General features: G+C 32.1%; 19 protein-coding genes. 12 read left to right on the top strand and 7 right to left on the bottom strand.

The annotated features are described in order from the left end of the window. Positions 1 to 15 precede the first annotated feature (15 nt). From PBN93_RS06145 to PBN93_RS06120, 6 genes are all read right to left on the bottom strand, one after another. The gene (locus PBN93_RS06145; RefSeq protein ID WP_077404221.1) at positions 16 to 858 is read right to left on the bottom strand and encodes a helix-turn-helix domain-containing protein; all 843 of its coding nucleotides are present in this window, start codon (positions 856 to 858) and stop codon (positions 16 to 18) included. A 130-nt stretch (positions 859 to 988) separates the two neighbouring features. Continuing rightward, a complete protein-coding gene (gene pyk / locus PBN93_RS06140) occupies positions 989 to 2437 on the bottom strand; it encodes a pyruvate kinase (protein ID WP_077404218.1) in 1449 nt (482 codons plus the stop codon). Positions 2438 to 2439: 2 nt separating this feature from the next. Then, the gene (locus PBN93_RS06135) at positions 2440 to 2904 is read right to left on the bottom strand and encodes an IPExxxVDY family protein (RefSeq protein WP_013620830.1); all 465 of its coding nucleotides are present in this window, start codon (positions 2902 to 2904) and stop codon (positions 2440 to 2442) included. Between the two features lie 110 nt (positions 2905 to 3014). Continuing rightward, complete coding sequence (gene rnc / locus PBN93_RS06130) at positions 3015 to 3755, bottom strand: ribonuclease III (protein ID WP_077404215.1); 741 nt, start codon at positions 3753 to 3755, stop codon at positions 3015 to 3017. 4 nt (positions 3756 to 3759) lie between these two features. Next, positions 3760 to 5010 carry a beta-ketoacyl-ACP synthase II gene (gene fabF / locus PBN93_RS06125; RefSeq protein ID WP_077404212.1) on the bottom strand — a complete coding sequence of 417 codons (1251 nt, stop codon included), beginning with the start codon at positions 5008 to 5010 and terminating at the stop codon, positions 3760 to 3762. 114 nt (positions 5011 to 5124) lie between these two features. Further along, positions 5125 to 5358 carry an acyl carrier protein gene (locus PBN93_RS06120; RefSeq protein WP_008269813.1) on the bottom strand — a complete coding sequence of 78 codons (234 nt, stop codon included), beginning with the start codon at positions 5356 to 5358 and terminating at the stop codon, positions 5125 to 5127. 162 nt (positions 5359 to 5520) lie between these two features. Here PBN93_RS06120 and purN point away from each other — a divergent pair, with 162 nt between their 5' ends. From purN to PBN93_RS06095, 5 genes are all read left to right on the top strand, one after another. Then, entirely contained in the window at positions 5521 to 6087 is a 567-nt protein-coding gene (gene purN / locus PBN93_RS06115; RefSeq protein ID WP_077404209.1) for a phosphoribosylglycinamide formyltransferase, read from the top strand. Further along, positions 6088 to 6717, top strand: a complete 630-nt coding sequence (locus PBN93_RS06110; RefSeq protein ID WP_271081679.1) for a ribonuclease H family protein — start codon at positions 6088 to 6090, stop codon at positions 6715 to 6717. It abuts the gene before it with no gap. An 86-nt stretch (positions 6718 to 6803) separates the two neighbouring features. Beyond that, positions 6804 to 7730, top strand: coding sequence for a PfkB family carbohydrate kinase (locus tag PBN93_RS06105; protein WP_077404203.1), 927 nt, complete (start codon positions 6804 to 6806; stop codon positions 7728 to 7730). Between the two features lie 45 nt (positions 7731 to 7775). Next, the gene (locus PBN93_RS06100) at positions 7776 to 9674 is read left to right on the top strand and encodes an amidophosphoribosyltransferase (RefSeq protein ID WP_077404200.1); all 1899 of its coding nucleotides are present in this window, start codon (positions 7776 to 7778) and stop codon (positions 9672 to 9674) included. Between the two features lie 752 nt (positions 9675 to 10426). Further along, complete coding sequence (locus PBN93_RS06095) at positions 10427 to 11323, top strand: metalloprotease (RefSeq protein ID WP_077404197.1); 897 nt, start codon at positions 10427 to 10429, stop codon at positions 11321 to 11323. Positions 11324 to 11730: 407 nt separating this feature from the next. On the opposite strand, the gene PBN93_RS06090 is transcribed toward PBN93_RS06095, so the two are convergent. Next, on the bottom strand, positions 11731 to 12339 hold the full coding sequence (locus PBN93_RS06090; RefSeq protein WP_077404431.1) for a superoxide dismutase: 609 nt from the start codon (positions 12337 to 12339) through the stop codon (positions 11731 to 11733). A 122-nt stretch (positions 12340 to 12461) separates the two neighbouring features. Between PBN93_RS06090 and PBN93_RS06085 the strand changes: the two genes are divergently transcribed. From PBN93_RS06085 to PBN93_RS06055, 7 genes are all read left to right on the top strand, one after another. Then, positions 12462 to 15581 (top strand): UvrD-helicase domain-containing protein, encoded by a 3120-nt coding sequence (locus PBN93_RS06085; RefSeq protein ID WP_077404194.1) that lies wholly within the window; start codon positions 12462 to 12464, stop codon positions 15579 to 15581. A 5-nt stretch (positions 15582 to 15586) separates the two neighbouring features. Continuing rightward, positions 15587 to 16780 carry a glycine C-acetyltransferase gene (gene kbl / locus PBN93_RS06080; RefSeq protein ID WP_077404191.1) on the top strand — a complete coding sequence of 398 codons (1194 nt, stop codon included), beginning with the start codon at positions 15587 to 15589 and terminating at the stop codon, positions 16778 to 16780. Positions 16781 to 16894: 114 nt separating this feature from the next. Further along, positions 16895 to 18253: an OmpA family protein gene (locus PBN93_RS06075; RefSeq protein ID WP_077404188.1), complete on the top strand. Its 1359-nt coding sequence runs from the start codon at positions 16895 to 16897 to the stop codon at positions 18251 to 18253. A gap of 68 nt (positions 18254 to 18321) precedes the next feature. Beyond that, positions 18322 to 21057: a PD-(D/E)XK nuclease family protein gene (locus tag PBN93_RS06070; protein ID WP_271081678.1), complete on the top strand. Its 2736-nt coding sequence runs from the start codon at positions 18322 to 18324 to the stop codon at positions 21055 to 21057. 182 nt (positions 21058 to 21239) lie between these two features. Further along, positions 21240 to 21641: a response regulator gene (locus PBN93_RS06065; protein WP_077404181.1), complete on the top strand. Its 402-nt coding sequence runs from the start codon at positions 21240 to 21242 to the stop codon at positions 21639 to 21641. Positions 21642 to 21719: 78 nt separating this feature from the next. Beyond that, complete coding sequence (locus tag PBN93_RS06060) at positions 21720 to 22262, top strand: heme NO-binding domain-containing protein (protein WP_077404178.1); 543 nt, start codon at positions 21720 to 21722, stop codon at positions 22260 to 22262. Beyond that, a complete protein-coding gene (locus tag PBN93_RS06055; RefSeq protein WP_271081677.1) occupies positions 22255 to 24237 on the top strand; it encodes a PAS domain-containing sensor histidine kinase in 1983 nt (660 codons plus the stop codon). Before PBN93_RS06060 ends, PBN93_RS06055 begins: the two co-directional genes overlap by 8 nt. The last annotated feature ends 2 nt before the right edge of the window (positions 24238 to 24239 follow it).

Below are 24239 nucleotides of genomic sequence, written 5' to 3'. Positions count from 1 at the left end.
GAAATTTCCCGAGACTTAGTTTTTGTGTAACTCGCGGTATTTTGTAGGAGTGTAATTGGTCATTTTTTTAAAAAATGAACTAAAGTGTGCAGGATCATTAAAACCTAAATCGTAGGCAATTTCTTGGTTTTGTTTGTCTGTAAAATTTATTAGTCTTTTTGCTTCAAGTACAATTCTACTTAATATTATTTGCTGGGGTGAACTTTGGTTGTATAAAGCAAAAATGTTTGATAGTGTTTTAGGGCTTTTAAAAAGCAGGTCTGCATAGTCACTTACTTTACGTTTGGTTTTAAAATGCTCATCTACCAACACATTAAATTTGCGTACAATATCTATTTGCTCATTATTTAGCTTTTTTAAAGTTAACTGTTCTTTTGCTAAACGTGTACATATTATTATAAGCCTTTTTAAGAGCATCTGTAGCATATCTCCTTGTATTTTGTCAGATGTGCTAAACTCATCTATAAAAATCTCGTATAAGGTGCTAAATTTACGTTCTTGGTCTTTAGGTATGGTTACTATGGGTAACTCTTGTGTTCCAAAAAATAAAATACCATTACATGATACCTCACTGTCATGATCTCTAATACAGTAAAAAGGCCTGTTAAACATAAAAGCGGTTAAAGGTTTTTCTGTTTTATTGTAAGATACGTGGTGTAAGTATGTGGTTGTAATTAATTGGTTGGGTTGTAGCGTAACAATGGTATTGTCTATTTCTAAAGTAACAGCCGTATTATTTTGGTTCCATAAAATACTTATAGTGTCTTTGTTGGTATTAAAGTAGGTTAGATTTTTTTTTATATCATCTGTCATTCCAAAAACAGAGTCTACTTTAGTATCGGTATATTTAAATTTCATAAAGACGGGTATTAATACGGTAATATAATAGTCTTTTAAATTAAAGTTTACTTACAGTATTGCTTGGGTATAAATAAAAAATCCTGAGCTAAAAAACTCAGGATTTTTAAATAATAAACTTAAATGTTTTCTATTTTTTTACGTTACATGATTCTATTTCTGTAACACGTAATGTATTTACCATACCTTTATTTGCTATTGGCATAGCAGCAAGACTTATAAGCATATCGCCAGCTTCTAAAAATCCTTTTTGGCAAGCAATAGCATTTACATCTTCTATAGTTTCATCTGTAGTTACATACTTGTCATAATAAAATGCTTTAACACCCCATAAAAGGTTTAATTGTGTTAATATTCTTTTATTAGAAGTAAATACTAAAATGTGAGCACTTGGTCTCCAAGCAGAAATCTGAAAAGCAGTATAACCACTATTGGTTAACGTAGAAATAGCTTTTGCTTTAATTTCATTTGCCATTATAGCAGCATGGTAACAAACCGATTTTGTTATGTATCTGTTAGTTTTTACATGTGGTGGGTTGTGAGGTACGGAAATTAAGTCTGAACCTTCTACACTCATTAAAATACTAGACATTTTTTCTATAACCTGTACTGGATAATTACCAACAGAAGTTTCTCCAGAAAGCATTACAGCATCTGCACCATCCATAACAGAGTTGGCAACATCGTTAACCTCTGCACGTGTTGGCGTTAGGCTCGTAATCATTGTTTCCATCATTTGTGTAGCAATAATTACAGGAATACGAGCTTTTTTAGCCGTTAGTACTAATTGCTTTTGAATTAATGGCACTTCATGAGCAGGTACTTCTACACCTAAATCTCCACGGGCAACCATTAAGCCATCACAATAAGCAACAATTTTATCTATATTTTCTACAGCTTCTGGCTTTTCTATTTTTGCTATAATAGGAATTTTATGCTCAGAGTGTTTTTTAATTAATGCTTGTAAATCAATTAAATCTTGACTAAAACGAACAAAAGAAAGAGCAATCCAATCTACATCTTGCGAAATTGCAAAAATTGCATCTTTAATATCTTTTTCTGTAAGTGCAGGTAAAGATATATTTGTGTTAGGTAGGTTTACCCCTTTTTTAGATTTTAAAGGTCCACCTTGTATTACCTCTGCCTTAACTTCGTCTTTTTTGTTGGTAGATATTACTTTAAACATTAGTTTACCATCATCTAAAAGAACCAGTTCTCCTGGTTTAACATCTTTAGGGAAAGAGGCATAGTTCATATATACCTTTTCTGCAGTACCCTCAAAAGGTTTACCTGTAACAAAAGATATTTTGTCACCAGGTGAAACAACAACTTCACCAGCCATAACCCCAACTCTTAGTTTAGGTCCTTGTAAATCTGCTAATATAGAAGTGTTAGAGCCTAGCTCCTCACTTAATTCACGTATCATTTTAACACGCTCTGTAACATCTGAATAATCTGCGTGAGAAAAGTTAATTCTGAAGACATTAACTCCAGCATTAATCATATCTCTTAAAACTTCTTTTTTGCTTGTAGCAGGCCCTAGGGTTGCTACTATTTTTGTTTTTTTGTTAGTTGGCATTGTTAAAAAATTAAGTTGTTTTTAGATTTTAGGTTATCAACATCTATACTGTAAGCAGTAACAATTTTTGGTATGCTTACAATTTGTTTTAAAATTGAAGCTACAATTTCTTTGTCTTCTTGCTCTATTTTTAAAAAGTAATCCACATCCTTATACTCAGGAATAAGATAGTGCGTTGTGTATGATAGTTCACTACCAAACAAACCTCCTTGTTCTTCTTGTTCTTCTATTTTGCTATGGTTGCTAATTAAAGTCCAGTAGTTGTGGTTGTCTACATCTTCCCACTCAAAAAAAGGAAAAGAAATGCGCTTATTTACATCTAAATCTATTTTAGCTCTTCTAAAATTAGATTTTAAAAATAAATTAAGATTATAACCAATTGCGTAATCTTCTAGACTGCTGTGTAGAGCAATTAATGAAAAAGAATCCTCAAAAAAATCTTCAGAAATTTTATGTATAGCTCCCATATTCTTTATGTCTGAAAGAGTAAATATAGGATTAAAACTTATACTAGCCTAGTATGTTTTAAGGTTTAAGCAAGGTATTTAAAACGAAAACGTTTTAGTTAACAATTATTTTACTTAGACTTCTTAATTTTGTCTTGTAAAGCAAAAAAAGCACGTTTTGATGCTGCTTCCTCAGCCTTCTTTTTTGATGTTGCTCTGGCTTTTGCAATAACATTATTATCTATAGAAAGTTTAACGGCAAAGTGTTTTAAGGTGTCATTGCCAGTATCTTCATAAACATTATAATTAAATTGCTTTTTTTGTTTTTGGCACCACTCTATAACTAGGCTTTTGTAACTAATTACTCTGCCTTCTAATTGCTCTATATCAACATAAGGACCAATTACTCTTTCATTAATAAATTTTTCGCAATAGGCATAACCTCTATCTAAATATATGGCGCCAACTAACGCTTCAAAAACATTGCCGTGTATGTTGTCTCCAAAATGTGATTTAGAAATTCTGCTTTCTACATACTTTATGAGTTCTAAATCCTTACCTAATTCGTTTAAATGCTCTCTACTAACAATTTTAGAGCGCATTTTGGTTAAGTACCCTTCGTCTCCTAGTGGTACTTCATTATACAGGTATTTAGAAATAATTGTACCTAGCATAGAATCTCCTAAAAATTCCAAGCGTTCGTAATTTAAAGGATTACCGTCTTTATCTTTTTTATTTGCAGATCTATGCAAAAAAGCTTTGCGGTATATGCTTATTTTTTTAGGTTTAAAACCTAAAATGTGTGTTATTCCTAAAAAAAAATCCCCATCTTTTTTTGGATGGGAATTAAATATTTTGGAGATAAAACTCATTCTCTTAGTTTAATTTTTTAAAAATTACACAAGCATTGTGCCCACCAAAACCAAACGTATTGCTTAATGCAACGTTTACATCTCTTTTTTGAGCTTTATTAAGTGTAAGGTTTAACTTAGGGTCTATGTTTTCATCTACCGTTTCATGGTTAATTGTAGGCGGTACAATACCGTGCTGCATTGCAAGTATAGAGGCAATTGCTTCTATTGCACCGGCAGCTCCTAACAAGTGACCCGTCATAGACTTTGTAGAGTTTATGTTAATATTATGTGCGTGTTCGCCAAAAACTTTGCTAATAGCTTTTAATTCTGCAACATCTCCTAAAGGTGTAGATGTACCGTGAGTGTTAATTGCGTCTACATCTTCTGGTTTTAAGCCAGCATCTCTTAAGCAGTTTTCCATAACACGTACAACACCTATACCTTCTGGGTGTGGTGCTGTCATATGGTAGGCATCACTAGATAAGCCGCCACCTGCTACTTCTGCGTATATTTTTGCGCCTCTGGCAACAGCGTGCTCATATTCCTCTAGAACTAAAGCTCCAGCTCCTTCGCCTAAAACAAAACCGTCTCTGTTAGCGTCAAAAGGTCTTGATGCCGTTTCTGGACTATCATTTCTAGTAGATAATGCGTGCATAGCGCCAAAACCACCCATACCTGCAATAGTAACAGCAGCCTCACTACCACCTGTAACAACAACATCACAATGGCCAAGGCGTATAGTGTTTAATGCGTCTATAATTGCATTTGCAGAAGACGCACATGCAGACACAGTAGTATAGTTTGGCCCCATAAAACCGTGTTTAATAGATATGTTTCCTGGTGCTATATCAGCAATCATTTTTGGTATAAAGAAAGGGTTAAACCTTGGTGTGCCATCTCCTTCAGCAAAGTTAAGTACTTCATTCTGGAAAGTTTCTAAGCCACCAATACCAGCTCCCCAAATTACGCCTACTCTAAACTTATCTAGAGCGTCTAAATCTAATTTAGAATCAGCTATTGCTTCATCTGCAGAGACCATAGCGTATTGAGCAAACTTGTCTAATTTACGTGCTTCTTTTCTATCAAAAAAATCTGCAGGATTATAGTTTTTTAATTCGCAGGCAAATTTTGTTTTAAATTTTTCTGCATCATAATGGGTAATAGGGGCAGATCCGCTTCTTCCATTTACTAACCCATCCCAGTATTCTTCTATGTTATTGCCTATAGGCGTTAAAGCTCCTAGACCTGTAACTACAACTCGCTTTAATTGCATGAACTCAAATTTTGTTAAATCTATTAATTAGATATGTGTAAATTAAAAAAAAAAATCCATGCAGCAAGACTACCACATGGATATTTTTTTAAATCTTGTTCAAGATATAATAAATTACTTTGCTTCTTCTATATAACTTATTGCTTGACCAACTGTTGCAATGTTTTCTGCTTGATCATCTGGAATTTGAATATCGAATTCTTTTTCGAACTCCATAATTAACTCAACAGTATCTAAAGAATCTGCTCCTAAGTCGTTAGTAAAGCTCGCTTCTGTAACAACTTCGTTCTCATCAACTCCTAATTTGTCAACGATTATAGCTTTTACTCTTGATGCAATGTCTGACATAATAATTTTGTTTTAATAATTTTAATTGAAGGCAAAAATAAAAAACTTTGGTTTAAATACACCATTTGTCGTTAAAATGTGTCAATTTTTAATTTAATTTAATATTGAAGTGTTAATTTTACACCTCATTTTTTATTCAATAATTACCTTATTTGGCGCTCTATGAAACGTATTGTTCTACTTGCTTCTGGTTCTGGTTCTAATGTAGAGAACATAGCAAATTATTTTAAAGACAACCCTTTGGTTACTATTACCTGTGTACTTACTAACAAAAGAGATGCTAAAGTTATAGACAGGTGTAATAGATTGAATATTAGTTGCTTACACTTCAATAGAGAGTCATTCTCTAAAACAGACTGCCTTTTAAACATTATTAAGGGTATGGAGCCAGATTTAATTATTTTGGCTGGTTTTTTACTTAAAATACCTCAAAAATTTGTCACAGCCTTTCCAAATAAGATTATAAATATACACCCAGCTTTGCTTCCAAAATATGGAGGAAAAGGAATGTATGGTATGCATGTGCACAATGCAGTTAAAAATAATAATGAGACCAAAACAGGTATCACTATTCATTATGTAAATGAAAATTATGATGAAGGAGCAATAATTTATCAGGCAGAAACAGAAATAAATAGTAACGATACTGCGGATAATATTGCAGCTAAAGTACATACATTGGAATATGAGCATTTTCCAAAAGTGATAAATCAACTTTTATCAAACTAAATGGGAAAAGGAAAATTTTATACAGTTTGGAAAGGTAAAAAACCTGGAATTTATGATTCTTGGGCTGCTTGCAAAGCTGCTATTAATAAAGAAAAAGGCGCCCAGTATAAGTCTTTTCCAACTTTTGAAGCTGCAAAAAAAGCTTTTAATGGTAGTTATGATGATTATAAAGGTAAAAAAATTACTACAAGCTTGTCTAAAGCAGAGCTAGATAAAATAGGGCAACCAAATTACAACTCTATTGCTGTAGATGCAGCATCTAGTGGCAACCCAGGTGTTATGGAATACCGTGGTGTAGACACCCAAACCGCCAAAGAGCTTTTTAAACAAGGGCCTTTTAAACAAGGTACTAATAATATAGGAGAGTTTTTAGCTTTGGTACATGGTTTGGCATATCTTAAAAAAAACAATAGTAACCGTATAATTTATACAGACTCTAGAACAGCTATGAGTTGGGTGCGCAAAAAAAAGTGCAATAGTAAATTAAAAGAGTCTAAAAAAAATGAAGATGTTTTTGAGTTAATACGTAGAGCAGAAGATTGGCTAAAAACGAATACGTATACCACTATAATTGTAAAATGGGAAACTAAAGCTTGGGGAGAAATTCCTGCAGATTTTGGCCGTAAATAGTACTTTTTCTTGTTTTTATAAATTGATGTTCTATTGCTTCGGAATTGCTATTTCAAAAATGTATCTTTGCACCAAAATTAACTTATATGAGCAAATTGTTAATTGTGGGTACGGTAGCTTTTGATGCTATAGAAACCCCTTTTGGTAAAACAGATGTTATTCTTGGTGGTGCAGCAACGTACATAGCTTTAGCTGCGTCACAATTTAAAGTAAACTCTGCAATAGTATCTGTTGTTGGTGAAGATTTCCCTCAAGAACACCTAGACTTACTAAAGAGTAAAAATGTAGATTTATCTGCCTTAGAAATTGTAAAAGGTGGTAAAACATTTTACTGGAAAGGTAAATATCATAATGATTTAAATTCTAGAGATACCTTAGCTACAGAGTTAAACGTATTGGCAGATTTTAAACCAGTAGTTCCAGAAAGTTATAAAGAAGCAGATGTTGTTATGTTAGGAAACCTACACCCTAGCGTACAAATGAGTGTTATTGAACAAATGACAAAAAAACCAAAGCTTATTGTTTTAGATACAATGAATTTTTGGATGGATAATGCATTAGATGAATTGTTAAACGTAATTAAACATATAGATGTTATTACAATTAATGATGAAGAGGCTAGACAATTAACAGGAGAATACTCTTTAGTTAAAGCAGCTGCCAAAATACAAACAATGGGTCCAAAATTTGTTGTGATAAAAAAAGGAGAGCACGGAGCATTATTATTTAAAGATGATAATGTGTTTTTTGCACCAGCATTACCTTTAGAAGAAGTTTTTGATCCTACAGGCGCCGGAGATACTTTTGCAGGTGGTTTTTCTGGATATATAGCTGCATCTGGTAATGTGTCTTTTGATAATTTAAAAAGTGCAATTATTCATGGCTCCAATTTAGCATCTTTTTGTGTAGAGCGCTTTGGCACAGAGCGTATGGAGAAGTTAGAGAAAACAGAAGTAGATAAAAGACTGCGTCAGTTTGCAGAATTAACCCAGTTTAACATAGAATTACAATAATTACAAGCCCATTTATGGGCTTTTTTTAATATCAATTTATAAGAAATGAGTGACGCCATTAAACACGAATGTGGAATTTCTATGATTAGGCTGTTAAAGCCCTTAGAGTATTACAAAGAAAAGTACGGTACAGCTTTTTACGGAGTAAATAAAATGTACTTAATGATGGAAAAACAGCATAACCGTGGACAAGACGGTGCAGGTTTTGCCAGCATTAAATTAGATATGAAACAAGGGGAGCGTTACATGAGTAGAGTTCGTTCTGCTCAAAGTCAGCCAATACAAGATATTTTTGCTCAAATTAATGACCGTATAAACTCTGCTTTACAAGAAAACCCAGAGTATGTAGACAATGTTGCTTTGCAAAAAAAACACATACCTTATATAGGAGAGGTGTTATTGGGGCACGTACGTTATGGTACTTTTGGTAAAAATAGTATAGAAAGCGTACACCCGTTTTTAAGACAAAACAATTGGATGCACAGAAACTTAATTGTTGCAGGGAACTTTAACATGACAAATGTTAATGAGCTTTTTGACAATTTGGTGCAAATTGGCCAACACCCAAAAGAAATGGCAGATACGGTAACTGTTATGGAAAAAATAGGTCATTTTTTAGATGATGCCGTAGCAAAACTGTACAAACAAATTAAAAAGGAAGGCTTTACTAAATTAGAAGCTTCACCAATTATAGCAGAGCGTTTAAACGTAGCTAAAATTCTTAAAAAAGCAGCCAAAAACTGGGATGGTGGTTACGCAATGTCTGGTTTATTGGGTCACGGAGATAGTTTTGTTCTTAGAGATCCTGCTGGTATTAGACCTGTGTATTATTATAAGGATGATGAGGTTGTTGTTGTTGCATCAGAGAGGCCAGCAATACAAACAGTATTTAATGTTCCTTTTCAAGAAATAAAAGAACTAGAACCAGGACACGCCCTTATAGTTAAAAAAAGCGGTAAGGCAAGTATTAAGCAAATATTAGAACCAGTAGAGCGCAAAGCTTGTTCTTTTGAGCGTATCTATTTTTCTAGAGGCAGTGATAAAGAAATCTATAAAGAGCGTAAAGAATTAGGTAAGTTGCTGTTTCCGCAAATATTAGAATCTATAGATGGTGATATTAAAAATACTGTTTTTTCATACATTCCTAATACAGCAGAAACTTCTTTTTATGGTATGGTTAAAGAGGCTCAAAACCACTTAAACCGCAAAAAGGAAGAGCAAATTTTGTCTATAGGAAGAAAAATTACATCTGAAGAATTACATGAAATTTTGGAAGTTAGACCACGCATAGAGAAAGTGGCTATTAAAGACGCTAAATTAAGAACCTTTATAACACAAGATAGTAGTAGAGATGATTTGGTTGCGCACGTTTACGATATATCATACGGATCTGTAAAAAAGGGAGATAACCTTGTTATTATAGATGATAGTATTGTACGTGGTACAACGCTTAAAAAAAGTATTTTAAAAATATTAGATAGGTTATTACCAAAAAAGATTGTAGTTGTTTCTTCTGCACCTCAAATAAGGTATCCGGATTGCTATGGAATAGATATGGCTAAACTAGAAGACTTTATTGCCTTTAGAGCTGCCTTAGCATTACATAAAGAAAATAACTCTATGGATATTGTTAAAAGTATTTATGAAAAATGCTTAACACAAGTAAATAGGCCCGATAAAGAGGTTGTAAACTTTGTAAAAGAGTTTTATAAACCCTTTACTGCAAAGCAAATTTCTAAAAAAATTGGAGAATTACTAAGCTCCTCAGAAATTAAAGCTGAAGTAGAAATTATATACCAAACTGTAGAGAGCCTACATGAAGCTTGCCCTAAAAACTTAGGAGATTGGTACTTTACAGGAGATTACCCAACTCCAGGAGGTAACAGGGTGGTTAACAGAGCATTTATTAACTTTTATGAAGGTAAAAGTGAACGTGCGTATTAAATAGTATCGATGAAATGCATATAATAGTGTATTTTGTCGGTAATATATGCGTTTTACCTTTTTTATAGCGCTAAAGGGTGTACACATAACTAATTTTGTGAAAACCATAGCATAAGTAGGTTAAGTTCATGGTAAAATTTGGGGAAAAGGTGGAGGAAACTCCGCCTTTTTATTTTTTATGCAGTGTCATTCATCGGATTATATGTAGTTAAACTGATGAAATGGGCGTTAATCCGATACTTTAGGAACTAGATATAAACTTAAGTTATCTTTGCCGTACCATAGCATAAGTAGGTTAAGTTCATGGTAAGATTTGGGGAAAAAGGTGGAGGAAACTCTACCTTTTTATTTTTAACTACTTTCCTGAAATTCAATTCCTTTTAATAAATATATAAAAAACACTTAGTCTAGTAAACTCTTTAGTTTAACTAATATTGTTTATTGCATTATATAATTAATATACATTTGTTATCACCATAGCATAAGTAGGTTAAGTTCATGGTAAGATTTGGGGAAAAAGGCGAAGGGAACTTCGCCTTTTTATTTTATACCATATTTGTAAATTCTTTTCTTTTAGTTGTTTCCAACTTACTCATTATTAATACTTTTTAATTATAATCATTTTTTTTACAACTAATACTCTAGTAATCCGATAGTTATATGTGTATTGTTAATTTTTGTTTAATATTTCATAATTAGTAAGAAAATATTTACTAATATTGTGTTAACTAATAATCAATAAAATATTAATTATGAAAAACTTAAATTTTAAAAGAACCTACCTATTAGGGTTAACTTTTGTCGCAGTTTTACAGTCTTGTTCTAAAGATACTGAGACCTTTGAGGCAGAAACAGAAGTTGCAGAAGTAAAAGAATTAGCTATTGCTGAAGCTTTTGAAGATGAGTTGCATGAATGTGGTTATGTAGATCGTAACTGGAGTAGTACTGCTTATTTAAGCAGTTCAATAGGTACATCTTCTGAGACAAACTTTATGCAAACTCAAAATTCTAGAATAGCAGCAGTATGGGGAAGGCCAGCAGTACCTTTAAGTTTTGTAAAAGACAACTCCAATCCTAACTCTACTTATAACGCAATATCTTATGGTAGTGGTAAAATTTATTACGGAGAGGCAATTTACAATGCAGCAAAGGCTCAAGGTCAAATAGCTAATGTAATGATTTTGGCACATGAGTTTGCGCACCAATTACAATTTACTTATGGTTACCCATCTAAAAATGAGTCTACAGCAAGAGCTGCAGAATTAGAGGCAGATGGTATGGCTGGTTACTATTTAAGAAGACCTAATGGATATAATAAAACCAGTTTTTCTCAAATTGCAACTGCTTACGAGTTTGCAGCGTCTATTGGCGATAACAACACAACAAGTCCAGGGCACCACGGCAGAAATTACCAAAGACGATCTGCTGTTAGGTTAGGTTTTTTATTAGGAGCTTACGATTTAAACGCAGCTAGTTTTGACTATAATTTCTTTTATTATTACAATGGGGTTTTAAATGGTTCTTACAAGCAAGAAAAATCTGAATTTTTTAATCCAGAGTTAGATAAGTATATACGTTCTTACGCTAAAGAATTGCAAAATATTAGAAGCGGAGAAATGACAGATGATGAATATTTTAATCTAGATTAAAAATTTATGAACACCTACTTTAGTATAATTTTTTAATTAGCACTAAAATTTTAACAAAACTATGGGATTTTTGAGTTGAATTTCTAGTTGGTTTTTGGAGAAAAGACGAAGGAAACTTCGTCTTTTTGTTTGCTTGTAATCAAGCTATTAGGGTGCATTTCATCGATGTTATTTGCAAAATAATGTATTATTGTGTTAATTTTTTTGCAGATTTTTTTTTTTATTAGACACAATACCAGTAATTTAGCAGAGCCATAGCATAAGTAGGTTAAGTTTATGGTAAGATTTGGGACGAAAAGGGTGGAGACTTCTCTGCCCTTTTCTATTTTATAAAATTTTGTAAATAAAAAACATAAAAAAAGCCGCTCTAAATTAAGAGCGGCTTTTTTGTTTTTAAGTGTATTATTTTATTTGTTACTTGCGTATAGCTCAGCTACTTTTTCCCAATTTATTACATTAAAAAAACCACCAATATAGTCAGGTCTTCTGTTTTGGTAATTTAAGTAATAAGCGTGTTCCCATACGTCTAATCCTAAAATAGGAAAACCGCCACAGCCAACACCTGGCATTAAAGGATTATCTTGGTTTGGAGAAGAACAAACTTCTACTTTACCACCTTTATGTACACATAGCCAAGCCCAACCAGAACCAAATCTAGTTGCTGCTGCAGTAGAAAAAGCTTCTTTAAAAGCATCAAAAGAACCATATGCATCGTTAATTGCTGTTGCTAATTCGCCTGTTGGCTCACCACCACCGTTTGGCGACATAACTTCCCAAAAAAGTGAGTGGTTGTAAAAACCACCACCATTGTTACGTACAGCACCATTGCTCATATCTAAATTAGTTAAAATATCTTCTATAGATTTTCCTGCTAAATCTGTACCTTCAATAGCACCATTAAGTTTAGTAGTATATCCGTTGTGATGTTTTGTATGGTGTATTTCCATAGTTCTAGCATCAATATGTGGTTCTAACGCATCATATGCGTAAGGTAATTTTGGTAATTCAAAAGCCATAATTATATCTATTTTTAAGTTAAAAAAATGTCGTAGCTCAAATTTACAATATTCTATGGCATTTTCCATAACGTTTGTGTTAAGAACATTGTAATATTATGTAATTTGCAGCTAAAAACTTCTTGGAAACTTCGCCTTACAAAATATACAGTGCATCTGCAGGTTCTGGTAAAACGTATACCTTGGCCAAGGAATACCTTAAAATAATTTTAACTTCTGCAACAGCTAAAAGTTACAGACAAATATTAGCCATTACATTTACAAATAAAGCTGTTAATGAAATGAAGCAGCGAATTTTAGATAATTTGCATGCTTTTAGTAAAATTGATGAAGAGAATAAACCATCAGACTTATTTTTAGATGTTGCTAAAGAACTAAATGTTTCTGCCGAAGAGTTGCAAATAAGAGCTAAACAAGTACATAAAAGTATACTACACAATTATGCTTTTTTTGATATAAGTACCATAGATAAGTTTACACACAGGCTTATTAGAACCTTTGCAAAAGATTTAAAAATACCACAGAATTTTGAGGTAGTTTTAGATATAGAACTGTTGTTGTCTGAAGCTGTAGAAAGATTGCTTGCCAAAGCAGGTACAGACAAACTTTTAACCAACACATTATTAGAATTTACTTTTGAAAAAATTGATGATGATAAAAGTTGGGATATTACAACAGACTTAAATAAAGTTGGTAAAATGTTGTTTAATGAAAACAACATAGAGCATTTAAAAGGCTTTAAAACTAAAAGTATAACTAATTTTTTAGATCTTAAAAAAACACTTACTTCTACCATTAAAAAGTTAGAAGAAACAGCTAAACAAAAAGCCAATACTGTTGCTGTTTTAATAGAAACAGAAGGTATAGATGTTGCAGATTTTCCTAGACAGACACTTCCTAATCACTTTAAAAAAATAGTTGATGGTGAATTTGGTTTACTAAAATTGTATAATAATAAATTAGGAGAAAATTTACAGGATGGTAAAATTTTTAAAGCCACAGTAAAAAATGCTCCAGACCACATAGCTCCTATGCTATTAGAAATTTACAACAGTGTAAAAAATACTATTTACCAAAGGGCAATGTATAAAAATGTATACGCTAACATAGTGCCGTTAACTGTTTTAAATGAAATACAGAAAGAAATTAATGCTATTTGTAAAGAGAGAGACCAATTAACTTTAGCATCTTTTAATGCCATAATTTCTAAAGAAATAAAAAATCAGCCTGCTCCTTTTATATATGAACGTTTAGGAGAAAAATACAGACACTATTTTGTAGATGAGTTTCAAGATACATCAGAACTACAATGGCAAAACTTAATACCGTTAATAGGTAATGCTCTGGAGAGTTTAGATGACTATGGTAAAAAAGGATCATTATTGTTAGTTGGTGATGCCAAACAGGCAATATATAGATGGCGTGGTGGTAAAGCAGAACAATTTATACAGTTAACAAATAAAAAAGAATTGCCATATGTTCTAGAGCCGCAAACAACAGAATTACCTAAAAACTATAGGAGCTATTCAGAAATAATTAATTTTAATAATAATTTTTTTACCGCTACAAGCAAGCTGTTAAACAACACAGCTTATGCAGATTTATATGTTTCCGGTAACAAACAAGAAATAAATACGAAAACAGGCGGTTTAGTAGAGCTGTCTTTTATTCCTAATGAAAAAGAGGAGCAAGATAACGACTTATACTGTGAGTCGGTTTTAGAAAAAATTGTAATATTAACCACAGAAAAAAAATACAACTATAAAGATATTTGTATTTTGGTACGCTCTAACAACCACAGTTATGTGTTGGCAGATTTTTTAACCTCTAAAGAAATTCCTGTAATATCATCAGAATCTCTGTTGCTAAAGAGTAGTGAAAAGGTAAGTTTTTTATTAAACCTTTTAACCTATAGCACGCAGCCAAAAGATAAAGATACAGCTTATGAAATCTTATATTATTTAGCTGAAAAAGATGTGAATACCCATCAGTTTATACAAGAACATTTAAATAGTTTAGATGAGTTTTTACTAGAACATTATGGTTTTGCAATAGATAAGTTAAAACAACTATCTGTTTTTGATGCTTTTGAAAAAGCTATTCATCAATTTAAGTTAGCAGAAGCATCAGACGCATACCTTATTAGCTTAATGGATGAGGTTTTAGATGTAGAACAAAAAGACGGTGTTAGCGCGCAAACCTTTTTAACTTTTTGGGAAAAGAAAAAGGATAAATTGTCTTTAAAGGCACCAGACAATATAAATGCTGTTCAAATAATGACAGTACACAAATCTAAAGGTTTAGAGTTTCCTATTGTAATTTTTCCGTTTGCCAATTCATTAATGTATGGTAATAACGAAAAAATATGGTTACCAGTAGATCCGGAGCAGTTTAATGGCTTTTTCGAGGTGTTAGTTTCCAAAAAGCAAGAAATGGAAGAATATGGAGATATAGCAGCATCATTGTATTTAGATGAGCACAGTAAACAAGAGTTAGATGCTTTTAATGTTTTATATGTAGCATTAACTAGGGCTGTAAAGGCACTTTATATAATAACTAAAAAAGAATTAAGCACAAAAGAAGAACCAAACATGAAAAGGTACTCTGGTATGTTTATTAAATATTTACAGCAATTAGGTCTGTGGTCAGACACACAATTACAATATAGTTTTGGTAACTTACAAATTGCAGAACAAACTACAATAAAAGCAGAAAAGTTAAACCATATACACTACCAATACTCTACCAAAGACAGACCAAGTTTTAAAATTTTAACTAAATCTGGTACGTTATGGGAAAGTGGTAGAGACGTAGCTTTAGAAAAAGGAAATCTTATACATCTATTATTAAGTTATATAAACACGGTAAAAGATATAGATAAAGCTATAGCAATATTAATTAGAGATGGGCATTTAACTTCTTTGGATGTTGAAACAACAAAACAAAAAGTGCTTACTATTTTAGAGCATCCAGAATTAGCTATGTATTATAAAGAAGGAAATATTGTTAAGAATGAAAAGGATATAATTACAGCAGAAGGATTACTTTTGCGCCCAGATAGAGTTGTAATTAACACAAATAATGAAGCAACTGTTATAGATTACAAAACAGGTGTGCCAAATAGCAGCTACCACCAACAAGTAAATAGTTATGCTTATGCTTTAGAAGCTATGGGATTTAAGGTAGTGTCTAAAGTAATAGTATATATAAATGATAACATAACTCCAGAATTTATAAGTTAAAAATTATGTACGGAAAAATTAAAGAACACTTACAGGAAGAACTAGACGCTATAAAAGAAGCAGGTCTATATAAAACAGAGCGTATAATAACGTCTCCACAAGATGCTGTTATAAAAATATCTACAGGAGAAGAAGTAATAAACTTTTGTGCAAACAATTACTTGGGTTTATCTTCTCATCCAGATGTTGTGCAAGCAGCAAAAGATGCTATGGATACACACGGTTTTGGAATGTCATCTGTACGTTTTATTTGTGGTACACAAGATATACATAAAGAGTTAGAGCAAAAAGTAGCTAATTTTTATGGTACAGAAGATACCATATTATATGCAGCAGCTTTTGATGCCAACGGAGGTGTTTTTGAACCTATATTAACAGCAGAAGACGCTATAATATCAGATTCATTAAATCATGCTTCAATTATAGATGGTGTACGTTTATGTAAAGCAAAGCGATATAGATATGCTAATAATGATATGGCAGATTTAGAAAAGCAACTTAAACAAGCTAATGAAGACGGATCTAGGTTTAAAATAATAGTTACCGATGGTGTTTTCTCTATGGATGGTTTATTAGCGCCACTAGATAAAATATGCGACTTGGCAGATAAGTATGATGCATTGGTAATGATTGATGAATGCCACTCAGCAGGATTTATAGGGGAAACAGGTCGCGGAACACTAGAAGAAAAAGGAGTTTTAGACCGTATAGACATCATTACAGGTACCCTAGGTAAGGCATTAGGTGGAGCTATGGGAGGCTATACCACGGGTAAAAAAGAAATTATAGAAATTTTAAGACAACGCTCTAGGCCATATTTATTTTCTAATTCCTTAGCTCCTGCAATTGTAGGTGCATCTATTAAGGTTTTTGATATGCTAGATAAAGACACAACCTTAAGAGACAAATTAGCAGAAAATACAGCATACTTTAAAAAAGGAATGAAAGCAGCCGGATTAGATATTATAGATGGAGACTCTGCTATAGTGCCAGTAATGCTTTATGATGCAAAGCTTTCTCAAAAAATGGCAGATATGCTATTAGAAAGAGGCATTTATGTAATAGGGTTTTTCTTTCCTGTTGTGCCAAAAGGTAAAGCAAGGATAAGAGTTCAGTTATCTGCTGCGCACAAAAAAGAGCATTTAGACCAAGCAATTGCAGCTTTCACCGAGGTTGGAAAAGAACTTGGTATCATTTAATTAAGTTAATTTTTTTATTAATTGTGTTAAAAAAAACAGCTGTTTGATTTTGTTAATAAATACTAACAACTTACATTTGCAGCTTACAAACACTTAAAACTTAAATTTTAAAGCATGAAAAATCTTAGCAAATTAATGGTTGTTGCCCTACTGCTAGTAGGTGTAAACAACATACAAGCGCAAGACGAAAATAATCCTTGGCAGATTAATTTTGGTGTAAACGCAGTTGATATGTACCCAACTAACGATGAGGATGCCCTTTACCCAACTGGAGAATTGTTTGATGAGTACTTCAATGCTACTGATCACTGGAACATTCTTCCTTCTATCTCTTATATTGGAGTTTCTAGATCTGTAGGTAATGGTTTCTCTGTAGGAGTTAGAGGTTCTTTAAATAGAATTGAAAACTTAGGAGACTGGTCAGCTGATGATCTATCTTACTACGGTTTAGATGGTGCTATTAAATATGCATTCTTAAAAAATACAACAATTGATCCTTTCGTAGAAATCGGTGGTGGTTATACTTGGGTTGATGAAATCGGTTCTGGTACTGTAAACGGTGGTGTTGGTGTTAACGTATGGTTCTCTGAGAACATAGGTTTAACATTACAAACTGGTTACAAGCACGGATTTGAAGATTACAGCGTTAAACATTTCCAACACTTAGCTGGTCTTGCTATCAAATTTGGTGGTGCTGATACAGATGGTGACGGTGTTTATGACAAAGATGATGCTTGTCCAGAAGTTGCTGGTTTAGAAGCTTTCAATGGTTGTCCTGATGCTGATGGTGATGGTATCGAAGACAGCAAAGATGCTTGTCCTAACGAAGCTGGATCTAAAGAAATGAACGGTTGTCCTGATGCTGACGGTGATGGTATTGCTGATAAAGATGATGCTTGTCCTAATGAAGCAGGTACTGCTGCATTAAACGGTTGTCCTGATGCTGATGGTGATGGTGTTGCTGATAAAGATGACAAATGTCCTTCTGAAGCTGGTCCTGCTGCAAACAACGGATGTCCTTGGGAAGATAAAGATAAAGATGGTGTATTAGACAAGGATGATAAATGTCCTGAGGTTGCTGGTACTGTTGCTAACAACGGTTGTCCTGAAGTAACTGAAGAAGTTCAAAAGCAATTAAACGATTACGCTAGAACTATCTTATTTGATACAGGTAAATCTTCTATCAAAGCTGAGTCTACTGCTGTTATGGTAGATATCATTACAATCTTAAAAGAGTACCCTAACGCTAAATTTACTGTAGAAGGTCATACTGATAGTGTAGGTTCTGCTACTTTAAACCAGAAGTTATCTGAGTCTAGAGCTCTTTCTGTAAAAGAATTTTTAGTAGAAAAAGGAATTGGAGAATTTAGATTATCTGCTGTAGGTTACGGTGAAGATAAGCCAATTGCTACTAACAAAACTAGAGCTGGTAGAAAGCAAAACAGAAGAGTTGAAATCAACTTAGTAAAATAATAAGAGTTTAAAACTCTAATTTTATAGAAAAGGCTCCGCAATTGCGGAGCTTTTTTTATTTTTAACCCATGCAAAGCTTTTTAGAAGAAACATTACTTACTATTATTAATAAAGAAGGTTCATTAGAGAACCTTATTTTTGTTTTACCAAGTAAACGTGCAGGTACGTTTCTTAAAAATGCAATTTCTAAACACACCAAGAGTACTATATTTGCGCCAGAAATACTAAGTATTGAAGACTTTGTAGAAAACATATCTGGCTTGGCTTATGCATCTAATACACAGCAATTGTTTGAGCTATATAAGGCTTATACAACTACAGTTAAAGGAGAACAAGATACTTTTTACGCGTTTTCTAAATGGGGAACTACGCTACTACAAGATTTTAATGAAATTGATAGGTATTTGGTAGATACCAAAAAAATATTTTCACACTTAAATGCGGTACAAGAAATTAACCACTGGACAGTAGAGAAAGATAAAAGCACTATTATAACTAATTATATGGCTTTTTGGAACTCATTAGAGGCTTTATATAATGCTTTTAATGCTTCTTTAAAGCAAGACGGCTTAGGACACCAAGGCTTGGTTTACAGAGAAGCCTGTAATAATTTAGAAGCCTATATAAATAGCAAAAGCAAGCAAAAACATTTGTTTATAGGTTTTAATGCTTTAAATACTGCCGAAGAGTTAATAATAGAATCCATACTAGAGAAAACTTCATCTGAAATTTATTGGGATTTAGACGAGTATTTTTTTAATGACCCGGTGCATGATGCAGGTTTTTTTATCCGCCAATTTGGTAAACAATGGAATTATTTTAAAAATAAGCCGCTAAAGGTTACTAATGGTAATTATTTAACAGATAAAAATATTACTATTACGGGCGTACCCAAAAACGTATCACAGGCTAAATACATAGGTAGTATTTTAAGTAAATTGTACAATGATAAAAAAAGTATGTTAACTAATACGGCTGTTGTATTAGGAGATGAAACACTTTTAAATCCTTTAATAAATGCCATACCAGAAGAAATAAATGGTATTAACATAACAATGGGTTTCCCGTTACATAAATCGCCTTTAGAAAGCTTATTTTCACAGTTATTTGACCTTTATATACGTAAGGATGAAAAAGGTTGGTACTACCAACATGTAACAACTGTACTAAACCACCCATATATACAATTGTTGTTTGCATCAGAAGACAAAACAATAAATGCTGCAGATGTTATTTGTAATGAAATAAAAATAAGAAATTGGATTTACGTAGACGTAGCCAAACTGAAATTAATTAATAGTGGTACAAGTAATTTAGACTTACTTTTTTATAAGTCAAACTTAACTGTTCCTGTTTTTATTAAAAAATGCTTGACGCTTATTTTGGCCATTAAAGAAAAAATAAACGCAGAGGGTAACGGTTTAGAGTTAGAGTACTTATACAGATTTCACCAACTTTTTAATCAGCTAAACAATTTAGTTGTTAAATACCCATTTTTAAACGATTTACAGTCGCTCTTTGGATTATATAAAGAATTATTATCTAGTGAAACATTAGATTTTAAAGGAGAGCCTTTAAAAGGCTTGCAAATAATGGGAATGTTAGAGAGTAGGAATTTAGATTTTGAAACCGTATTACTAACCTCTGTAAATGAAGGTATTTTGCCATCAGGTAAGTCTAACAATTCTTTTATTCCTTTTGATATAAAAAAAATGTACGGCTTACCAACCTATAAGGAAAAAGATGCCGTATATACATACCATTTTTATAGGCTTCTTCAACGTGCCAAAAATATACATTTGGTGTACAACACAGAGCCAGACGTTTTAGAAGGAGGCGAGGTAAGTAGACTAATAAGGCAATTGTTAGCAGACAATAACATGTCACCATATATAACAGAAACTATTGCTTTTCCAGAAATTAAATCTCCCGTAAAAAAGGTTGTATCTATTAAAAAAGATGCACACTTAATGGAATTAATTAAAGGTATAGCTGCTTATGGGTTTTCTCCAACATCATTATCTAATTATATAAGAAATCCATTAGATTTTTATAAAAAAAACATATTAAAAATTAATGAGTTAGAGGAAGTAGAAGAAACAGTTGCTGCTAATACTTTTGGTACAATTGTACATGAAACCTTAGACGAGCTATATAAGCCCTTTATTAATACATTTTTAGAAGCAGATAAATTAAAAGCACTATTGCCTAATATTAACAGCACAGTGCGCAAGCATTTTAATATACATTACCAGAACGTTAGCCTAGATCAAGGTAAAAACCTAATAGCTTACAACGTAGTATTAAAATATGTAGAGAATTTTATAAAAATTGAAATTGAAACTTCTAAAAAACATAAAATAAAAATTATAGGATTAGAACTGTCCTTAAAAACTGTAATTAATGTACCTGGAGTAAATTTTCCTGTTCATATAAAAGGAAAATTAGACAGAATAGATGAAATAGATGGTGTTTTACGTGTTATAGACTATAAAACAGGTAAAGTAGAGCAAAAAAATCTTAATTTAAGTACTTGGGAAGATATTGTAGAGGAGTATGATAAAAGTAAAGCTTTTCAATTACTGTGTTATGCATATATGTATAACCATGCAAAACCTATTGATAAAGTACAAGCAGGAATCTTTTCTTTTAAAAATATAAAAGCTGGTATATTAAAGTTTTCAGACAATAAAAACACTATAATTACGCAAGATACTTTACATAAATTTACACAAGAATTGCATAAATTAGTAGGTGCAATTTGTAATTCTGATGAACCATTTGTAGCAAAAGAGATTAAATAAGATAACCGTGCATTTCATCGGGTTTTCCTGCGTTTTAAAGGGGGTTTCAGATGTTGGTTAAATGTGCAAATTTATCCACCTACAGAAAACTACCATTCATCTACACTAAATTACTATTCAACTTTACAATAAAATTTAATTAAAAATGAGATATTACATTTGCAGATATAAAATCTAGAACTATGAATATTTTATTTATTGAAGATGACATGATCGAGACAATGAAGCTGAAGAGAACCATCTCCAAACTTCAATTAAAACATAATATCACCGAAGCAAAAAACGGTGAGGAAGCTCTAGATATACTACAATCTGGCAATACATTACCAGATATAATTTTATTAGACCTAAATATGCCAAGGATGAGTGGCATAGAATTTTTAAGTGTTTTAAAAGCAGATGAAAAGCTTAGATTTTTACCAACAATAGTTTTAACCACATCAGAAAATAGAGCAGATTTGCTAGAGTGTTATAAAATAGGAATTGCTGGTTATGTAATAAAACCTCTAAAATATGAGGAATATGAAACTAAGTTACAAAGCGTTTTAAACTACTGGGACAACAATGAACTAGTAAAAGGCTAGTAATTTTAACAGCTTTCACAACAAAAATTACAGTCTAGGTATCCTTTTTCTTACTTTTACAACTCTAAATGTCTAGTTATGAAAGGAGTTGTATTTACAGAATTTTTAGAAATGGTGGAGTCAAAGTTTGGATTAGAAACTGTAGACACTATAATTGAAAATTCTAATTTACCATCAGAAGGAATTTATACCTCTGTTGGAACGTATAATTTTAACGAAATGGTAAGTCTTATTACCAGTTTAAGCTCTGAGGTAAAAACACCTGTAGGAGATTTAATATATGCTTTTGGTTTATTTTTATTTGATGGCTTAGCCAAAGCACATCCAGATGTTATAAAAAGTTATAGCTCACCGCTAAGCTTAATTTACTCTATAGAAGACCACATACACGTACACGTTAAAAAACTATATCCTGACGCAGAATTACCTACGTTTAAAATTTTAGAAAAGACAGATACTTCTATTTCTATGGTATATTCTTCTAGTAGAGGATTATACCAACTTGCACACGGTTTAATTGAAAAATCTTTTGAACATTTTAATAGTAGTGCAACAGTTACATACAAACTTTTAAATGAAAACGGTACTGAAGTAAAATTTGACATTACCCAGAATGGATAGTAACAAAGAAATTTTATTACTTAAAAAGGCGTTAGAAAGACAAAAAAAAGCAAGATTACAAGCAGAAAAAATATTAGAAGTAAAATCTAAAGAGCTTTTTGATACTACCCTACACCTTAAACAAGCTAATAATAAATTAGAGAACTTATTAACAGAAACTACCTCTCAATTAGATGGTGGTTTTGTTAATATTATAGACCCATACGTTGTTATGGATCTAAGCTTTAATGTTGTTAACATGAATAATTCTGCACGAGAATTTTTAGGCTATGATAATACTAAAGAAACAATTAACCTGCCAAAGTTAGTACACCCAGATTTTGTACAGTATACAATAGAGTCTTTTAAAACATTAATGCAGATAGGTACATTAAAAAATTATAGATCTAAAATTATTACTAAAGATGGTACGCGTAAATGGGTGCAAATAAACACCAGTGTAATTTATGATAAGCACCAAAAACCAATAGGAGCCCAAGGTATTATTAGAGATATTAGTAAAGAAACAGAAATTAAAGAAATGCTAAGTGAGCAAAAAAGGCAATTAGATATAATTGTAGAAAACTCACCACTAGGTATTGTACTTACTGTTAATGATGAAATAATAAAGTGTAACGCCACATTTATCGCCCTATTAGGTTACCCAGAAAATGTAACAAATAAACTAAAACTGTCAGACATATCGGAATCTGAGGATGAAGTAATAACAAAAAAGTTAGAGTCTGATTTAAATGCTGGTTTAATAGATAATTATTCTACCGTAAAAAGATTTTTTAAAAAAAATGGAGCTCAAATTTTAGCTAAAACAAGTATAAGTGCTGTTAAAAACAACGAAGGTAAAGTAGAGTACCAAGTTTGTGTGATTGAGGATATTACTAAAGAGCGCCAAGCAGAGGAAAAAATAAAAGCAGAAAAAGAAAAGTACAGAGGTATTATTGCTAATATGAATTTAGGTATGGTAGAAGTTACCATAGATAATGAAATTCAACTTGTAAACCAGAGCTTTTGTAAAATGAGTGGCTACTCTAAAGATGAACTTTTAGGAGAAGATGCTGTTGAAATTTTGAAGATTAAAAACTCAGAGAAAATAGAAAAGAAATCTGAAAATAGGTTAAAAGGAATCTCAGACTCCTATGAAATTAAAATAAAGAATAAAAAAGGAGAAACAAGGCACTGGCTTGTTAGTGGCGCTCCAAATTATAATGAAGAAGGCAAGGTAGTAGGTTCTATAGGTATACATTTAGATATTACAGAGCAAAAAGAATTAGAGCTACAAAAGGAGCAATTATTAAAAGAGCTTAAAATCAGTAATGATGGTTTGCAAGAATATGCCCATATAGTGTCTCATGATCTAAAATCTCCGTTGCGCAGTATTAGTGCGTTAGCTACGTGGACTTATGAAGATTATAAAGATGTTTTAGATGAGGCAGGTGTGCAAAACCTAACATTAATGCAAGAGAAAGTTGCATTTATGGACAAGCTAATTCACGGAATTTTAGAATACTCTACAGCTGGTAGTGCACAAATGTCTACCAGTAAAGTAGACCTAAATAATGTTATAACAGACATTAAAGAAAGTATTTATATTCCAGAACATGTAGCAGTTGTTGTGCCTAAAAAATTACCACTTTTAAATGCAGATAGTACAAAAATGCACCAATTATTTCAAAATATTATTGGCAATGCAGTAGTACACATAGAAGCAGAAAAGGGTTTGGTTCAGGTGCTTTTTAAAGAAGAACCAGAGTACTGGCAATTTTGTATTGAAGACAATGGTGTTGGCATCCCAGAAAAATTTCACAAAAAAATATTCGAGATTTTTCAATCAATAGGAGATAATGAACGTTCTACAGGTATAGGTTTATCAATTGTTAAAAAAATTGTAGACCGTTATGAAGGTAAAGTATGGGTAGAGAGTGAGCTTGGGAAAGGAACAAAATTCTTTTTTACGTTAAAAAAAGATCTAGAAAATTAATT

The organism is Cellulophaga omnivescoria, from assembly GCF_027915275.1.
In the GTDB taxonomy this organism is placed as follows: Bacteria; Bacteroidota; Bacteroidia; order Flavobacteriales; family Flavobacteriaceae; genus Cellulophaga; species Cellulophaga omnivescoria.
Note: the sequence above shows the minus strand (reverse complement) of the source record. Positions and strands in the feature narration are given on the sequence as shown.

Coding starts and splice junctions, on each gene's coding strand:
- fabF (WP_077404212.1), bottom strand. CDS start 5,010: ATGCAATTAAAGCGAGTTGTAGTTACAGGTCTAGGAGCTTTAACGCCT.
- PBN93_RS06120 (WP_008269813.1), bottom strand. CDS start 5,358: ATGTCAGACATTGCATCAAGAGTAAAAGCTATAATCGTTGACAAATTA.
- PBN93_RS06075 (WP_077404188.1), top strand. CDS start 16,895: ATGAAAAATCTTAGCAAATTAATGGTTGTTGCCCTACTGCTAGTAGGT.
- PBN93_RS06070 (WP_271081678.1), top strand. CDS start 18,322: ATGCAAAGCTTTTTAGAAGAAACATTACTTACTATTATTAATAAAGAA.
- pyk (WP_077404218.1), bottom strand. CDS start 2,437: ATGCCAACTAACAAAAAAACAAAAATAGTAGCAACCCTAGGGCCTGCT.
- PBN93_RS06135 (WP_013620830.1), bottom strand. CDS start 2,904: ATGGGAGCTATACATAAAATTTCTGAAGATTTTTTTGAGGATTCTTTT.
- PBN93_RS06055 (WP_271081677.1), top strand. CDS start 22,255: ATGGATAGTAACAAAGAAATTTTATTACTTAAAAAGGCGTTAGAAAGA.
- PBN93_RS06095 (WP_077404197.1), top strand. CDS start 10,427: ATGAAAAACTTAAATTTTAAAAGAACCTACCTATTAGGGTTAACTTTT.
- purN (WP_077404209.1), top strand. CDS start 5,521: ATGAAACGTATTGTTCTACTTGCTTCTGGTTCTGGTTCTAATGTAGAG.
- PBN93_RS06060 (WP_077404178.1), top strand. CDS start 21,720: ATGAAAGGAGTTGTATTTACAGAATTTTTAGAAATGGTGGAGTCAAAG.
- PBN93_RS06145 (WP_077404221.1), bottom strand. CDS start 858: ATGAAATTTAAATATACCGATACTAAAGTAGACTCTGTTTTTGGAATG.
- PBN93_RS06090 (WP_077404431.1), bottom strand. CDS start 12,339: ATGGCTTTTGAATTACCAAAATTACCTTACGCATATGATGCGTTAGAA.
- kbl (WP_077404191.1), top strand. CDS start 15,587: ATGTACGGAAAAATTAAAGAACACTTACAGGAAGAACTAGACGCTATA.
- PBN93_RS06110 (WP_271081679.1), top strand. CDS start 6,088: ATGGGAAAAGGAAAATTTTATACAGTTTGGAAAGGTAAAAAACCTGGA.
- PBN93_RS06065 (WP_077404181.1), top strand. CDS start 21,240: ATGAATATTTTATTTATTGAAGATGACATGATCGAGACAATGAAGCTG.
- PBN93_RS06100 (WP_077404200.1), top strand. CDS start 7,776: ATGAGTGACGCCATTAAACACGAATGTGGAATTTCTATGATTAGGCTG.
- rnc (WP_077404215.1), bottom strand. CDS start 3,755: ATGAGTTTTATCTCCAAAATATTTAATTCCCATCCAAAAAAAGATGGG.
- PBN93_RS06105 (WP_077404203.1), top strand. CDS start 6,804: ATGAGCAAATTGTTAATTGTGGGTACGGTAGCTTTTGATGCTATAGAA.